This is a genomic window from Labrenzia sp. THAF35 (assembly GCF_009363595.1).
Lineage (GTDB): Bacteria > Pseudomonadota > Alphaproteobacteria > Rhizobiales > Stappiaceae > Roseibium > Roseibium algicola.
In genome coordinates this window covers 1,043,260-1,058,840 of sequence record NZ_CP045380.1, presented here as the reverse complement: position 1 = coordinate 1,058,840, position 15,581 = coordinate 1,043,260, and the positions used below count along the sequence as shown (strand labels likewise).

Annotated in this window: 16 protein-coding genes; 3 read left to right on the top strand and 13 right to left on the bottom strand. The window is 60.6% G+C overall.

Annotated features, from left to right (window positions below):
• Positions 1-7 precede the first annotated feature (7 nt).
• The 7 genes from FIU93_RS04850 to pobA form a co-directional block, all read right to left on the bottom strand.
• Positions 8-1,321 (bottom strand): lyase family protein, encoded by a 1,314-nt coding sequence (locus tag FIU93_RS04850; RefSeq protein WP_152504966.1) that lies wholly within the window; start codon positions 1,319-1,321, stop codon positions 8-10.
• A 54-nt stretch (positions 1,322-1,375) separates the two neighbouring features.
• Positions 1,376-2,212 (bottom strand): 3-keto-5-aminohexanoate cleavage protein, encoded by an 837-nt coding sequence (locus FIU93_RS04845; protein WP_152504965.1) that lies wholly within the window; start codon positions 2,210-2,212, stop codon positions 1,376-1,378.
• Positions 2,213-2,400: 188 nt separating this feature from the next.
• The gene (pcaG, locus tag FIU93_RS04840) at positions 2,401-3,021 is read right to left on the bottom strand and encodes a protocatechuate 3,4-dioxygenase subunit alpha (RefSeq protein ID WP_152504964.1); all 621 of its coding nucleotides are present in this window, start codon (positions 3,019-3,021) and stop codon (positions 2,401-2,403) included.
• 2 nt (positions 3,022-3,023) lie between these two features.
• Positions 3,024-3,752, bottom strand: a complete 729-nt coding sequence (gene pcaH / locus FIU93_RS04835; protein WP_055656871.1) for a protocatechuate 3,4-dioxygenase subunit beta — start codon at positions 3,750-3,752, stop codon at positions 3,024-3,026.
• A gap of 13 nt (positions 3,753-3,765) precedes the next feature.
• The gene (gene pcaC / locus FIU93_RS04830; RefSeq protein WP_022999298.1) at positions 3,766-4,170 is read right to left on the bottom strand and encodes a 4-carboxymuconolactone decarboxylase; all 405 of its coding nucleotides are present in this window, start codon (positions 4,168-4,170) and stop codon (positions 3,766-3,768) included.
• The gene (gene pcaD, locus FIU93_RS04825) at positions 4,163-4,954 is read right to left on the bottom strand and encodes a 3-oxoadipate enol-lactonase (protein WP_152504963.1); all 792 of its coding nucleotides are present in this window, start codon (positions 4,952-4,954) and stop codon (positions 4,163-4,165) included. The genes pcaC and pcaD overlap by 8 nt, the downstream gene beginning before the upstream one ends.
• Entirely contained in the window at positions 4,954-6,123 is a 1,170-nt protein-coding gene (pobA, locus tag FIU93_RS04820; protein WP_152504962.1) for a 4-hydroxybenzoate 3-monooxygenase, read from the bottom strand. Before pobA ends, pcaD begins: the two co-directional genes overlap by 1 nt.
• 92 nt (positions 6,124-6,215) lie before the next feature.
• On the opposite strand from pobA, the gene pcaQ reads away from it, so the two are divergent.
• Complete coding sequence (gene pcaQ, locus FIU93_RS04815; protein WP_055656875.1) at positions 6,216-7,136, top strand: pca operon transcription factor PcaQ; 921 nt, start codon at positions 6,216-6,218, stop codon at positions 7,134-7,136.
• Positions 7,137-7,227: 91 nt separating this feature from the next.
• Positions 7,228-7,521, top strand: coding sequence for a hypothetical protein (locus FIU93_RS04810; RefSeq protein ID WP_152504961.1), 294 nt, complete (start codon positions 7,228-7,230; stop codon positions 7,519-7,521).
• Between the two features lie 168 nt (positions 7,522-7,689).
• On the opposite strand, the gene FIU93_RS04805 is transcribed toward FIU93_RS04810, so the two are convergent.
• From FIU93_RS04805 to FIU93_RS04785, 5 genes are read right to left on the bottom strand one after another with little or no spacing between them, the layout of a single operon-like run.
• Positions 7,690-8,643, bottom strand: coding sequence for an ROK family protein (locus tag FIU93_RS04805; RefSeq protein WP_152504960.1), 954 nt, complete (start codon positions 8,641-8,643; stop codon positions 7,690-7,692).
• A complete protein-coding gene (gene ugpC, locus FIU93_RS04800; protein WP_152504959.1) occupies positions 8,640-9,782 on the bottom strand; it encodes a sn-glycerol-3-phosphate ABC transporter ATP-binding protein UgpC in 1,143 nt (380 codons plus the stop codon). The genes FIU93_RS04805 and ugpC overlap by 4 nt, the downstream gene beginning before the upstream one ends.
• A 23-nt stretch (positions 9,783-9,805) precedes the next feature.
• Positions 9,806-10,645, bottom strand: coding sequence for a carbohydrate ABC transporter permease (locus FIU93_RS04795; protein WP_055656877.1), 840 nt, complete (start codon positions 10,643-10,645; stop codon positions 9,806-9,808).
• Positions 10,642-11,535, bottom strand: coding sequence for a sugar ABC transporter permease (locus FIU93_RS04790; protein ID WP_209010283.1), 894 nt, complete (start codon positions 11,533-11,535; stop codon positions 10,642-10,644). The genes FIU93_RS04795 and FIU93_RS04790 overlap by 4 nt, the downstream gene beginning before the upstream one ends.
• 25 nt (positions 11,536-11,560) lie before the next feature.
• The gene (locus FIU93_RS04785; RefSeq protein WP_228148121.1) at positions 11,561-12,787 is read right to left on the bottom strand and encodes an extracellular solute-binding protein; all 1,227 of its coding nucleotides are present in this window, start codon (positions 12,785-12,787) and stop codon (positions 11,561-11,563) included.
• A gap of 114 nt (positions 12,788-12,901) precedes the next feature.
• Here FIU93_RS04785 and FIU93_RS04780 point away from each other — a divergent pair, with 114 nt between their 5' ends.
• Positions 12,902-14,116 carry an ROK family transcriptional regulator gene (locus FIU93_RS04780; RefSeq protein ID WP_077291250.1) on the top strand — a complete coding sequence of 405 codons (1,215 nt, stop codon included), beginning with the start codon at positions 12,902-12,904 and terminating at the stop codon, positions 14,114-14,116.
• Positions 14,117-14,506: 390 nt separating this feature from the next.
• Here the strand turns inward: FIU93_RS04780 and FIU93_RS04775 are convergent, their stop codons facing one another.
• The gene (locus tag FIU93_RS04775; protein ID WP_152504958.1) at positions 14,507-15,565 is read right to left on the bottom strand and encodes a sugar phosphate isomerase/epimerase; all 1,059 of its coding nucleotides are present in this window, start codon (positions 15,563-15,565) and stop codon (positions 14,507-14,509) included.
• Positions 15,566-15,581 lie beyond the last annotated feature (16 nt).

Genomic DNA, 15,581 nt, shown 5'->3' with positions numbered 1-15,581 from the left:
ACCCTGTTCAGCCTCTGCGGCGGGTCTGAAAGATCCGCGCCGACATCTCCCTTGCCGGTGCGACGACCTGTTGCGGGTCCAGTTCCTTCTGCCAGTCAAGGCTGACCGGCGAAATCCTTGCAAGGGCTTCGGCAAAGGGGGCCGGGTCCTTTGCAGCTGCCGCGACAAGATCCTTTGCCTCAGCGCGGGAAACGCCGTTCCGGGCGAGAACGAAACTGGCGGTTTCGGCCATGATTTCCGGGTTTGACGCCAGCGTTGCTGCCAGGTTGCCCTCATGCGCCTGCAGGCTGGTGGCAAGCTCTTCTGCGTGCACCAGCGCAGCGCCCGCGGCCAGCAGCATTTGTGGCAGGAAATGCCATTCCAACGGCCACGCTGTCCCGTCGCGTTCCTCCAGCGGGCTGGCGGCAGCGGCAAGCCCGGCCTGGGCGGCAATCGCAATGCTGTTGAGCACCTGAATGGTCTCGGCCTGCACCGGGTTGGCCTTTTGCGGCATGGTCGAGGATCCGCCACCGGTCCCGCTGGAAACTTCCGCAATGTCCGTGCGGCCGGAAAGCGCCAGGTCTCCAGCCATCTTCGCAAGGGCGGAGGTGACCTGTTGCAGCCAGCCCGCAAGCGCCAGAATGGGCGTCCGGTTGACGTGCCACGACGGGCTGTCTTCAAGGCCGAGTTCCAGTGCGAGCGCCGCCGAGACTGCGGTTCCATCCGGAGCGATTGCGCTGTTGATGCCTGAGGCGCCGCCAAACTGGACGCGCAGCACGGCGGACCTGAGCGCGGGCAGGGCATTTTCCGCATCTATCAGCGGATGCGCCCATTGCGCGATCCGGTAGCCGAGGGTGACCGGTGTCGAAACCTGGCTGCGCGTACGCCCCGCCATGAGCTGATCCGCATGGCGCTCGCTCTGCCGTTCCAGTGTATCGACCAGTTTTTCCAGTCGAGCGCCCAAGATCTCCAGCGCGACTTTCGCCTGAAGGACCAGCGCCGTGTCGATGACGTCCTGACTGGTCGCGCCCCAGTGCAGCCAGGCCCCTGCGTCGGCGCTGAGCTGCTTGCGCAGTTCCGCCACAAGCGCTGGAACGGGCACGCCGGCGGATCTTGTACCGGCCGCAAGGTTTGCGGGCTCGATGTGAACGTCGGCGAGCTTCTCTGATATCTCCCGCGCGGCCTGCGCCGGAATGATCTCCAGGCGCCCCTGTACGATGGCAAGGGCGCGCTCGAAAGCGATCATGTGCGCGACATCGCTGCCGTCAGCGAGAAGCTTGGTCAGGTCGCCGTCAGCAAAGAGGGAGGAATGGATCTGGCTGGAAAATAGCGAAAGAGGCATGGCTCGGCAGGGTCTCTGGATGGGCCCTTATTGAGAGCCAAGTGGAAAGGCGGGTCAAGCCGCCTTCAGCGGCAGACCCAGGATCTCGCGCGCCTGCTGCCAGGTCGCGACGGGACGCTCATATTTCTCGCAAAGATCCGCCGCCCGTTTTACAAGCGCCGCATTGGAAGGGGCAAGCGTGTCCCGGTCGAGGCGGATGTTGTCTTCCAGGCCGGTGCGGGTATGCCCGCCTGAGGAAATGCACCACTCGTTGAGAGTGAACTGATGCTGGCCGATCCCGGCCGCGCACCATTCGGCGTCCGGTACCAGCCGTTCAACGGTCTTGATGTAATAGTCGAAGACATCCCGGTCGACGGGCATGGCATTCTTCACGCCCATGACGAACTGCACATAAAGCTTGCCCGGAATACGCCCGTCCCGGTTCATGGCGGCCGCCTGGTGAATGTGGCTGAGGTCGAACGTCTCGATCTCCGGTTTCACATGATGGGTGTGCATCTCGCTGGCAAGCCAGTCGACCAGATCCGGCGGGTTCTCATAGACCCGGGTCGGAAAATTGTTGGAGCCGACGGACAGCGACGCCATGTCGGGCTGAAGGGCAATCATGCCGCCGCGTTCCTTCCCGGCGCCCGAACGGCCTCCGGTGGAAAACTGGATGATCATGCCCGGGCAATGTTTTTCCAGCCCTTCCTTGAGCCGCGCGAACTTCTCCGGATCCGAGGATGGCGTCTCATCGTCGTTGCGCACATGGGCGTGGACGATGCTCGCACCGGCCTCGAAGGCAGCCTGGGTGCTTTCCACCTGCTCCGTAACGGTGATCGGCACCGCCGGATTGTTTTCCTTCTTCGGCAGCGATCCGGTAATCGCGACGCAGATGATGCAGGGCTTGGACATGTCCTTCTCTCAATATCTCGTTCTGCACCCAAAACGGGTACACCACCAGTCGCCACTTCTTCCGCCTCATCCTGAGGAAGCGCTTGAGCGCTGTCTCGAAGGATGGGCCACTTGTTCCGAGTTTGCAGCCCATCCTTCGAGACGGACCTTGCGGTCCTCCTCAGGATGAGGAGCGATCTAGGCGCGCATCAGATATCGAAGAACACCGTTTCGTCCGGGCCTTGCAGCTTGACCTCGAAACGATAGACCGTCTTGCCGTCGCGCTCGGTCTTCCGGGCGATCAGGGTCTGGCGGCGCTTTTCCCATTCGATCAGGTTGATCACCGGGTCGGCCGCGTTGGCTTCGGTTTCGTCCTCGAAGTAAAGGCGGGTCTGAAGCCCGACATTGATGCCGCGCGCGACGATCCAGAGGCTGATATGGGGCGCGGAAACCTTGCCGTCCGGCAGCTTGACCGGGCCTGGCTTGACCGTGTCGAACCCCCAGTCGCCGGTGTCGAAATCGGTGATGACCCGGCCCCAGCCGCGAAACCCGTCTTCCACGTCGCCGGCATGTTCAGGATGGGCGTAAATGCCCTCGCTGTTGGCCTGCCAGGTTTCCAGCATCACGTCCTTGATCGGCGAGCCCATGCCATCGATGACGACACCTTCCACACGAATGCGCTCACCCTTGGCATTGGGGCCTGCGATATCCCATCCCAGTTCCTGCCGATAGATGTCGAAACCGGCGGCGCCTGGCGCGAGGCCGATATGAACGTAAGGTCCGGCCGTCTGGGAAGGCGTTTCCTTCAGATAGTCGAGTTGCTGCGTCATGATCAGTTCCCCTCCGGCCGGTTTTCAAACAGGGTCGAGCGGCGTCCGCGCAGGACGATGTCGAACTTGTAGGCGATCGTGTCCAGCGGGATGGTGGCATTGAGGTCGAGCTTGGCGACCAGTTGCTCAATGGCCGCCGGATCGGGAATGGTATTCACGATCGGGCATTTCGGAATGAGCGGATCGCCCTCGAAGTAGCATTGGGTGATCAGACGCTGACAGAAGGCAGTGCCGAAGATCGACATGTGGATATGGGCCGGCCGCCAGTTGTTCACCCAGTTCCGCCAGGGGTAGGCGCCCGGTTTGATCGTGCGGAAATAGTAGTAGCCGTTCTCGTCGGTCAGGGTGCGGCCGCAGCCGCCGAAATTCGGGTCGATGGGCGCAAGATAGGTGTCCTTCTTGTGCCGGTAGCGTCCGCCCGCATTGGCCTGCCAGATCTCCACCAGGGTGTTCGGGATCGGCTTCGCGTTCTCGTCCAGCACCCGGCCATGCAGGATGATCCGCTCGCCGATCGCGCTTTCACCCGCCTTCGCGTAGTTGTAGATCAGGTCCTTGTCGAGCGGATCGATATCGTTATGGCCGAAGGTCGGCCCGGTGATCTCGCTGACGTTGTTTTCCAGGCTGATCATCGAATATTGCGGCGAGCGCGACACGCTGGTCTTGTAGTCCGGCGTATGTGCAGGCGGATGCCACTCGCGGTCCCGCTGATAGAAAGGTCCGGGTTTCAACATCGATTTTCCTCCGTTAACCGCCTGTCGCGGTCAGCTTCTGGCCGCTGCGTTCCATTTCGGCGTAAGTTTCCTTGGCGATCTTGAGCGCCTGGTTGGCACGTGGCACGCCGGCATAGACCGCCACATGCTGAAACGCCTCGAGCACGTCCTGCTTGCTGGCGCCGGTGCGGGCGGTTGCCCGGATATGCATGGCAATCTCCTCGAAATTGCCGAGTGCCGCCAGAAGGGCGAGCGTCAGCATCGAACGCTCCCGCGGACTGATGCCGTCCGACGCCCAAACCGTGCCCCAGGCACCCTCGGTGATCAGGGTCTGGAATGGTTCGTCAAGTGGCGTCTTGGCGGCTTCCGCCCGGTCGACATGTTCATCGCCAAGCACGGATCGCCTGACCTTCATGCCGGTTTCAAAACGCTCAGACATGGAGGTCCTCCTTCAGGAAAGTCATGAGATGGCCGGCAAAGACATCCGGCTTTTCGACGCAGGGCAGATGACCCGCACCGGAAATTTCGACGTAGCGGCTGCCGGCGATGAGGTCCGCCGTGCCGCGCACCATGGCCGGTGGGCTGGCGAGGTCCTCGCTGCCGCCGATGCCCAGCACCGGCAGGCGAAGCCCGGATGTGCTGTCCGTCAGATCCGCACCGGCTATTGCCTCGCAGCAGCCGATGTAACCTTCCGTCGGGGTGCGAACCAGCATGTGGCGCCAGGCCAGGCATTCGGCCGTCTGGCGGAAATCTTCCGAAAACCAGCGCTCCAGAATGGCATCGGCAAGGCTCTCGATTCCGCCTGCACGGATCCGGGCAATCCGGTCTTGCCACATGGCGGCTTCGCCCATTTTCGCGCCGGTGTTGGACAGCACCAGACCCTTGATGCGTTCCTGCTGCCGGTGCGAAAGGAGCTGACCGATCATGCCGCCGATGGAAAGCCCGACAAAAACACAGGAGCCGATCTGAAGGTGATCGAGCAGCTGTTGCGTGTCGCTGGCGAGATCGTCCATGGAGTAGGGGTTCTCGGGACAGGAGGACAGCCCGTGACCGCGCTTGTCGAAGCGGATCAGCCGGAGGCCTGTTTCCGGCAGAAGGTCGATGACCTTGTCCCAGAGCCGCAATTCCGTCCCGAGCGAATTGGCGAAGACGACAGGCGTGCCGTCCGGGTCGCCATCTTGGCGCCAGTGAATGTCGGCAGAAGGCAGACGCGCGATCTTCATCAGTAGGGCAGTCCCACATAGTTCTGCGCAAACCACTTCTGCGCGGTTTCATTGTGATGCAGAGACTCGATTTCCGCCCGCTGCATCTTCAGATCGAAATCCGACTGGTCCGGGAACCGGTGCAGCATGTTGGTGGTCGCCCAGCTGAAACGCTCCGCTTTCCAGATCCGAGCCAGGGCTTTCTCCGAATAGGTATCGATGCCGTGGCTGTCCTTGTCCTGATAGTAATGCACCAGACCCTCGTAGAGGTAATGCACGTCGGAGGCAGCGGTGTTGAGGCCCTTGGCGCCTGTTGGCGGCACGATATGGGCGGCATCGCCGCACAGGAACAGACGGCCCCAGCGCATCGGCTCGCACACGAAGGACCTGAGTGGGGCAATGGATTTCTCGATAGAGGGTCCGGTCACCAGCTTGTCGGCAACCGCTTCCGGTAGCCGGCGTCTCAGTTCGTCCCAGAACTTCTCGTCGGTCCATTCGAAAATGTCGTCGCTGACATTGCACTGGACGTAGTAGCGCGACAGGTTTTCGTTACGCATGGAGCAAAGCGCGAAGCCGCGTGCCGAATTGGCATAGATCAGTTCTTCATGCACCGGCGGCGTCTCGGACAGAACGCCCAGCCAGCCGAAGGGAAACACCTTCTCGTAGTCCTTGCGCACGGTGTCGGGAATGGTCTTGCGGCTGACGCCGTGGAACCCGTCACAGCCCGCCACGAAATCGCAGTCGATGCGCCGCACGCTGCCGTCCACGGTAAAGGTGACATAGGGCGCGTCTGTGTCCGCATCGCGGATTTCGACCCCCTCGACCTCGAAAATCGTCTGACCGTCAACCGCATCGCGGGCGTCATAAAGATCACGTGTGACTTCCGTCTGGCCGTAGACGACGACATTCTGGCCGATCAGCTTCTGGAAGTTGATGTCGAACATCTCGTTTTCGTACGAGATGCAGGTGCCGTCATGGACGAAGCATTCCTTGTCCATCCGCTCGGCCACGCCTGCTTCGCGCATCATGTTGACGAGACCCGTTTCCAGAATGCCGGCCCTGATGCGGCCAAGCACATATTCGCGCGTCTTGCGCTCCAGAATGATGGTCTCGATGCCCTTCAGATGAAGAAGCTGCCCGAGCAGCAGGCCGGACGGTCCACCGCCGACAATGACAACCTGAGTTCGCATCCGATCCTCCCTTGTTGAATTGATATTGAATGATCAAAATTGGGAAGTAAAATGAGATATTCGGCTTCTTTCTTTCCAAAATGAGAAATTAAATGATCGACCGACGCATCAAGTTCCGGCACATCCAGTGCTTCGTGGAGATTGCGCAGGAGCGCAGCCTGAAACTGGCTGCCGACAAGTTGAATCTCACCCAGCCGGCGATCTCCAAAACGCTCAAGGAACTGGAAGATATCATCGGCGCCAGCCTGATGACGCGAAACCGGGCCGGCATCGCGCTGACCAAACAGGGCAAGGTGTTTCTGCATTTCGCGCAGATCTCGCTGGCGAGCCTGCAGCAAGGCCTGGACGGGGTCGAGAAGGAAGGCGAACACGCCCGTGCAACCTTGAAGGTGGGCGTTCTGCCGAGTGTCGCGGCCAGCTTCATGCCCCCGGTCATCAAGGAGTTTTCCGAACTGGCACCTCATGTCATGGTCCAGATCATGGACGGCCCGCACGGCTACCTGATCGAACGGCTGAAGATGGGTGAACTCGACCTGGTGATCGGCCGGCTCGGCAGGCCGGTGTCCATGGAAGGCGTTTCCTTCACCCAGCTTTATTCCGAGCGGGTCGATGTAATCGTCCGGGTCGGGCACCCGCTACTGGAAAGACCGGACATCAAGCGTATCGTCGAATGGCCCGTGCTCTATCCGCCGGAAGGCGCGGCGATCCGGCCTCTGGTCGAGCGCTTCATGATCGCCAATGGGGTCGGCGAGATCCCGAACAAGATCGAAACGGTCTCGGGTGCTTTCGGCAGGGTCTATACCCGCCGGACCGACGCGGTCTGGATCATTTCGTCCGGCGTGGTGCAGAACGAAACCGCCGACGGTCACCTCGTCCGCCTGCCGTTCGACACCGACATGACAAAGGGGCCGGTCGGGCTGATGACCCGTCCGGACACCCAGCCGGGAGCCGAGGAACAGGTCTTCCGGCTGGCGGTTCAGACCGTGATCGAGGAGCTGGGACTGAGTTCCTGACACCTTGATTTTACTAGCTGAGGCGTAAAGCTTAACTCTTTCCATGTAGAGTTCTCGGCTAACAACTTCGAAAGTTTATTCGGAGAATAAAGTGTTTGAATTCAATGAATATACTGGAAAAATAGGAATGCTGTTGTGGGTGGCGGGGATGATATTTCTTGTGGGGGCGCAATATTCACAAGAGGTGTTGCTAGGAAAATGGAAAGCAAAAGAAAATAAATGGGTAACAGCAGGCTACAAAGGCTTTGGTCACCGCATAATTAAAGAAAACAATCCGCCAATTGAGTTTGAGGAAGCATTCAACAATAGAGTTTTTAAAAAATATGGCTGGATTGGCTACATTAGTTTATTCGGCTTTTTTCTTATGATAATTGCAGGATCGTAGCGCGAGATTTTTAATCAATGAGAGTAATCGAAACCTCTCCCGTGCAATGATGTCTGCCTCATCGACGGGCAAAGTTTGATAGCGATTGTCTGCACTTTGCATAGGCGGAATCGTAGGATTTGCGCTTCGAAGGTTCCAATCCGCCGAATTAGCGAGGCAAAACTCCTTTTACATGCGCGACGCACACCCCGCCAGAGCAGCGAAATCGTCATCAAGCAGATGAACCGGAATGCCGGAAACCAGCTTTTGCTGGCGACCCTTCGCGCAAAAGGCGTTGATGAATTCCGGTTCTGCCAGGAACCTCGCCAGACTTCGGGTGACGCCGCCTGTCAGCACGATGCCGCCAAGGGACAGGAACACCAGCGAGAGGTCGCCAATCACCCGGCCGAGAAATGTCACCCATTGCCGAGCAGCGGAAACGCAAATCGGATCGGATCCGGAATTGGCGCGCTCCGCAATCTCAGCCGGTGACAGGTCGCGCGGCGACAGGCCCTGCTCCAGGCAATACCACTCGTGAATTTCCTTGAGACCGCTTCCCGACAGCGCCCGTTCGACGGAGGCGCGTCCACGGTTGAGAGCGAGGTAGTTCCAGAGCCGAAGTTCGTCTTCGGTTTCGACCGGCAAAGTCGAGTGGCCGCATTCACCGGTGCCGACATGAAATCCGGCAGGTGTCTGAAACAGGGCGGCAGCATTGAAACCGGTTCCCGCGCCGACGACGAGGCGCGTGGCGCTGCTGCGCAGTTTCTGGCTCGGTTCATAGACGGGCTGAAGCCGCTCCGTTGGGACCTTGTCCAGCGAGTAGGCGAGCGCCTCGAAATCGTTCAGGAAGGTAATGTTCGCTCCGCCCAGAACCTTGCCGATGCAGTCGGCACTGAAAGTCCAGGGATGGTTCGTCATGCGGATCGCGGGGCCATCGATGGGGGCCGCGATGGCGATGACGGCAGACGCACAGGCCGGTCGCCCGGCTTCCGAAAGATAGGTGCCGATGGCCGCTTCTGGTGTTTCGAAATCCGCATTGCGGAACCGCGCGATGGTGTTTTCCAGAACGCGGCCGTTCTCGACCAGCGCCAGCCGGGTGTTGGTGCCGCCGATGTCGGCGGCAAGGCCTCGTTGAATGCTCATAGGCGGTTACCCGATGCAATGTCGAAATAGGAAATCTTGGAAAGGTCGAAAGCGATCGGAACGCGTTGACCGGCGGTGACCGGCGCATCCGCCGACAGCCGGGCAACGGCTTCCGTTCCGCCAAGTTGAATGACCGCATAGGTGTCGGCGCCGGCCGGTTCGACCACGTCCAGAAGGCAATCGGCGCTTTGCAGGCTGCGGCCGTCGATGCCACCGGACCGCAAGCCAAGATCCGTCATCGCCTCCGGGCGAAGGCCGATGGTGAGCTCTGCCGTGCCGCCGGCGGACAACGTTTCCGGCCCCGGACCATAGTCGAACAGTTCCAGCGGCGGTCCTTCCGGCGTCGGGATCTGCAGCCGGAGATGGTCGCCCTCGCGTGTAGCGGTGCCGGTCATCAGGTTCATGGACGGTGCGCCCATGAAGTCCGCGACAAAGGCATTCACCGGCTTGTTGTAGATCTCCTGCGGCGTGCCGATCTGCTGGACCACGCCGTCTTTCATCACAACGATCCGGCTGGCCAGCGTCATGGCTTCGATCTGGTCATGGGTGACGTAGACGATGGACGCGCCTGTTGTCTGATGGATGCGCTTGATTTCCGTGCGCATGGTCACGCGCAGCTTGGCATCGAGGTTGGACAGCGGTTCGTCGAACAGGAACAGCTTCGGTTCGCGCACAAGGGCCCGGCCCATGGCGACACGCTGGCGCTGTCCGCCGGAAAGTTCCGCCGGGCGGCGGTGCAGCAGGTGTTCGATCTTCAGAAGATCCGCGACCTCGGCCACCTTCCGTTTCTTCTCGGCCTCTTCGACCTTTCGGACTTCAAGGCCGAAGCCGATGTTGCGTTCCACGCTCATGTTGGGGAACAGGGCATAGGACTGGAACACCATGGCGATATCCCGGTCGGCCGGCTCGTCGTTGGTGCGGTCCTTGCCGGCAATACGGATGGTGCCGGAGGAAATGTCGGTCAGTCCGGAAATGCAGCTCAGCAGGGTCGACTTGCCGCAACCGGACGGTCCGACCAGGACAAGAAACTCGCCGGGCGCCATGGAGATGTCGATGTCCTTGAGGACATTCACGTCCCCGTATCTCTTCTGCAGGCGGCTGATTTGGAGGATGGGGTCTTGCGGCATTGCGGCATTCATTCCTTGTCGGTCTCCTGCTGAGGTCAGCCCTTGACGGATCCGGCGACCAGTCCGGAGACGATGAATTTCTGGAAGGCGATGGCGAGGATGGCTGGCGGCAATGTCGCCAGAACGCCAACCGAGGCGATGACGCCGTAGTCGGTAACGCGTCCGGCGGAGAAATCCGCGATCGCCACAGGCAGGGTCTTCGCGCTGAGATCGTTGGTGAAGATCAGGGCGTAGAAGAACTCGTCCCAGGCCACCAGGAAGGACAGCATGGCGGTGGCGGCAATGGCCGGAAGGGCCAGTGGCAGCACCACTTGCCGGATGGTGTAGGCGGTTCCGGCACCTTCCATGAAGGCGGCCTGCTCCACTTCCACCGGCAGCACGTCGATATTGGCCTTCATCAGCCAGGTGGCGAAAGGCAGCAGCATGGCCGTATAGACGATAATCAGCGTCACCGTGTGGTTCAGCATGCCGAAGCTGCTGAAGGTCGAATAGAGCGGCAGCACATAGGTGATCGGCGGCATCATGATCGTTGCGAGAAAGGCGAACAACAGGACCATCGACGCCTGTCTTCTGGAAAAGGCATAGGCAGCCGGAATGGCGAGCAGAAGCGCGATGACGGTTGCCCCGCCCGCTGTCAGGAGGGAATTCCGGAGTGCGCTCAAAAACCGCTCGCCGTTGCCGCCTTCAAGGCTGAGCAGGCTCGTGTAGCGGCTGAAGTCAAGTTCGGAGGGGATCCAGCGCAGCGGCACCTCGGTCAGGTCGGTCGGCGCGCTGATGCTCATGACGGCAAGCCAGAGCAGCGGACCTGTTGTGAAGGCTGCCAGCAACAGGGCGCAACCATAAAGCAGGATGGATTGAACGAGCGAGCGTTTCATGCCGCGCCTCCCGCCGTCTGCCGCTTGGTCGCGGAATAATAGAACACGATCAGAACGGCACTGATGCCGGCAACCAGCACCGCATAGGAGGCCCCGCTGCCGCTTCTGAGGTAGTTGAAATATTCCTGGTAGACGTAAAAGCTCGCGGTCTTGGTGCTGTCCGCGGGGCCTCCGCCGGTCATGACGTAGATGATGTCGAAGACGCGGAAGGCCTCGATGGTTCGCAGCACCATGACGACCATTAATGGACCGGCGATCCAGGGCAGGGTGATCGAGCGGAACCGTTTCCAGGGCCCGGCGCCTTCGATGGCTGCCGCCTTGTTGAGGTCACCGGGCACTGTCTGCAGGGCGGCCAGTGCCACATAGGCAACCAGCGGAAAGTTCTTCCAGACATCTGCCAGGATGACCATGTTCATGGCGGCCGCCGGATCACCGATCCAGCTGCGGTAATCGGAAATGAGGCCCAGCTGGAACAGCAGGGAGTTCAGCGCGCCATAATCAGGGTGATAGATCAACCGCCAGGCAACGGCGTTGACGATGGTCGGCACCGCCCAGGGCAGGATGATCAGAGCCCGAAGCAGCGTCCGGCCGCGGAATTCCTGGTTGAGCAGCACGGCAACCGCGACACCGAGAATGCCTTCCAGACCCACCGAGACGATGGTGAAGTAAAGCGTCCTGAAGAGGGCGTCCTGAAAATCCGGGTCGGTGAGTGCGTAGACGTAGTTTTCCAGGCCGATGAAATGCACCGGCTCGGGAAGAGCGGAAATGCGCGTGTCGGTGAAGCTCAGCCACAGAGTGTTGGCAAGCGGTATCAGCGTGACCAGCGCAAGCAAAGCCAGGGCCGGCGCCAGAAGGATCCATTTTTCACGTTTCTGGCGTCGGCCAAGCATGGTCAGTCTCCCGTCAGTCGCAAACTTAGCGGATGCGCTTGACGCGGTCTGCGGCAGCTTCCAGCGCTTCATCCACGCTTGCCTGGCCGAGCAGGACCTGATGGATGTTCTTCTGGAGAATGTCGGAGACTTCGGTGTAGGACGGCACCAGCGGACGCGGATACATGACAGCAATGGATTCTTTTGCCGCCGCGATTAGGTCTTCCTGGCCTTCGATCACCTTCGGTTCGGAATAGGACGCCTTCCAGATCGGCAGGCTGAGCTTGGCATAGTTGTCCTGAACGTCCTTCTGGGTCAGGAAGGAGATATAGGCCCAGGCTTCATCCGCATGCGGGCTGTTGGCCGGAATGCCGAGACCCATGGAACCGTTGACGCTGGAGGCGGTTGACTTGCCTTCGACGCCTGGTGCCGGAGCTACCTTCACCTTGCCGGCGACCTTGCTTTCCTTCGGGTCGTTGGCCAGGGCGTTCATGTAGGTCCAATTGAGGGCGAACGCCGCTTCGCCGTTGGAGAACACCCGGCGGACGTCTTCTTCGAAATATTCGCGTGAAGACGGGTTGCTCAGGCCTTCGTCCAGCGTTGCCTTCATGAAGGAAACGGCATCTTTGGCGCCGCCTGCGGTAAAGGCCGGCTGGCCTTCATCGAAGAACGCGCCGTCATTGGCCGCCGTCAGGGTGGTGAAGTCGCAGATCATCGCCTCGGACTGGGACCAGCTCCAGACCAGCGGATATTCGACAATGCCCTTGTCCTTGATCTGCTTGGCCTGTTCCGCCAGCTCGGCCCAGGTCTTGGGCGGGGCGGAAATGCCAGCCTCTGCCAGCATGTCGGCATTGTAGAAGAGGTATTTCGTGTCGAGGATCCAGGGCATGCCATAGCGCTTGCCGTCATATTCGACCGTCGTCCAGGCACCGTCGAAAACCTTGTCGGTATAGTCGGCCGGAATGCGGTCGGTGACATCCTGCAGGAAGCCGCGCGTTGCGAATTCGGCCGGCCAGATCACGTCGAACAGGACAACGTCATACCCGTCATCGCCCGCACCTGCCGCTGCAATGATCTTGTCGTGCAGGGCTTCATAGGGAACGAATTCGAGTGCAACCGTGACGCCGGGATTTGCTTCCTCGAACTTGGCGGTCATCGACTTGATGTCGTCTTCGCTATAAGCCGCCTGGCTCATGAAAAGTGCATTCAGTGTGGTGTCGGCCAATGCCGTCGTGGTCATGGCCAGGGTCGCGAAGGCGGACCCCAAAATCATCTTTCCAAACGTGTTCATCTCGCCCTCCGGTTTTTGTGTAGGCAAAGCATCCTATGTTCGGTTTTTTTATTTTGTCAAATTGATAGAAAAAATAATTTCTGGTCTATTGGCGCCATGAACGACAGTGCTCCGATCCCCGCATCCTTCCGGACCAGCGGCACAAACCTGACCCGCGCCAAGACGCATAATCACCGCGTGGTGCTGGAAGTCATCCGCACGCGCGGTCCGATCGGTCGCACGGAAATATCTGAAATCACGTCGCTTTCCCGCCAGACGGTGCAGAACATCGTCGGCGAGCTGGAAAGCCGCGGCATTGTCGAGATGCATGCCCAGAAGGCCAGGGGGCGAGGCCATCCGGGCATGACGGTGCAGCTCAAGCCCGATCATGCCTACAGTCTCGGGTTTCATGTCGATCGTCTGTCTGTGACGGCGATTGCCTGCGATCTTCTGGGCAGCATCGTCTGGCAGTCGGCCGCCCCCATGGCCGCTGCCACGCCCGAGGCAGCCAACAGCCGGATCCTGTCGATGGCAGAAGAGTTCCGCGCGGCGCATCCCGGTATGGCCAAGTGTCTGTTCGGCGTCGGTCTTGCCGCTCCCGGCCCTTTCGAAACCGGATCGCAGACCTCCAGCGGCACCGATGCCACCACATTTTCGGATTTCGGCTCGCCGGAAAATCTCGCGCAGCTTCAGTCGGCGATCGGCTTGCCGGTGGTCCTTCAGAACGACGCGTCGGCCGCCGCGCTGGGCGAGCATGTTTACGGGATCGGCCGCAGCTTCAACAGCTTTGCCTTCATCCAGTTCGGCATGGGGCTTGGCGCCGGCTTTGTCCTGAACGGCGCACTCTATCCGGGTGCGACGAAAAACGCCGGTGAAATCGGGCACGTTGTGATCGACCCGACAGGCCCGGCCTGTTCCTGCGGTAACACCGGCTGCCTGGAGCGGTATCTGTCACTCAACGCGCTGTGCGAAAGGCTTGGCCTGGAGCCGACGGAACCAGGCTCCGTTGGGCGGATCGAAGCCTTGTTCGCCGAAGGAGATCCGGCAGTCCTCGGCTGGATAGCCGATGTCGCGCCGCTCATGCGCCAGATGATCAACATGATCGAGATGATGCTCGACCCGGAAGCGCTGATCCTGGGCGGCATCATTTGTCCGGACTTCCTCCAGGCGCTGCTCGACAGTGCCTCCCCGCTTCCTCGCCGTCTTGATGGTTCGCTTGAAGAAGACAGGATCCGTATCGGTACGTCAGGGGCGACCGCTGTGGCGCTGGGCGCAACCGCCGCCGCGGTGGACGCCCTCTATGCGCCCTCGGTCTCGCACCTGTTGCTGTGACGTGGCATCTGCAGGAGGCGGCCAGAAAGAAACCCTCATGCTGAGGAGGACCGTCAGGTCCGTCTCGAAGCATGGGCGGCAAATCCCGAACAAGCGGCCCATCCTTCGAGACAGCGCTGAAGCGCTTCCTCAGGATGAGGGGAGGAAGAGGTGCCGCATTGAAGTTTGTCGCCCCGGACAAGCGCAGCGCAGATCCGGGGCCCACTCTCAGGACCGCTTGCTGAAGCCGTGGGGGTTTCGCAGACGCCTCCGCATCAACCCGAATCTCTGGCACCAAGTAGGCCTCGGGTTCCCTTCGGTCGCCTGGGGGGACAATCGTGATCGCGGAAAAGCTGCGCCAGCCTGGACCGGTTAGGTTGCCGGAATGAGGGTGAGCACCAAGCGCCGCCCCTAACTCAGGCCCAGCATCTTCCGGATCTGCTCCTGATCGGTTTCGCCGCCGGCGAAGTCGTCGAAGGCCTTGTCGGTGACTTCGATGATGTGGTGCTCGATAAAGGGTGCCCCTTCCGCGGCGCCTTGTTCTGGAGACTTCAGGCAGCATTCCCATTCCAGGACGGCCCAGCTGTCATAGCCATGTTGGGCGAGCTTGGAGAAGATGCCGGAAAAATCCACCTGGCCATCACCCAGGGACCGGAACCGGCCCGCGCGGTTGACCCAGCCCTGATAGCCGGAATAGACGCCCTGGCGTCCGTCCGGATTGAACTCGGCATCCTTCACGTGATAGGCGCAGATGCGCTCGTGATAGATGTCGATGAACGCCAGATAGTCGAGCTGCTGCAGCAGGAAGTGCGACGGATCGTAGTTGATCTGGCAGCGCGTGTGGCCGCCGAGCGCCTCCAGGAACATCTCGAAGGTGGCGCCGTCGAAGACGTCCTCGCCGGGATGGATTTCATAGCCGACATCAACACCGTTTTCGTCATAGACATCGAGGATCGGTTTCCAGCGTGCCGCCAGTTCCTTGAAGGCTTCTTCGATCAGCCCCGCAGGCCGTTGCGGCCAGGGGTAGAGATAGGGAAACGCCAGCGAACCGGTGAAGCTGACGGAAGCAGTGAGGCCGAGCCGCTTGCTGGCAATCGCCGCCTTTTTCATCTGGTCGACCGCCCAGGCCTGCCGGGCTTTCGGATTGCCGTGCACTTGGGATGGTGCAAAGCCGTCAAAGGCCAGGTCATAGGCGGGGTGAACCGCCACGAGCTGGCCCTGCAGATGGGTCGAAAGCTCGGTAATCTCGACGCCGGCGTCCGCGCAGATGCCTTTGACCTCGTCGCAATAGGTTTCGCTTTCGGCGGCCTTGTCGAGGTCGAACAGGCGACTGTCGAAGGTCGGGATCTGAATGCCCTTGTAGCCGAGATCCGCAGCCCATTTGGCGATTGCGGGAAGTGAATTGAACGGAGCGTCGTCTCCGGCAAACTGGGCCAGGAAAATTGCGGGCCCCTTGATCAGTCCAGCCATGAATATCTCCTTAGAG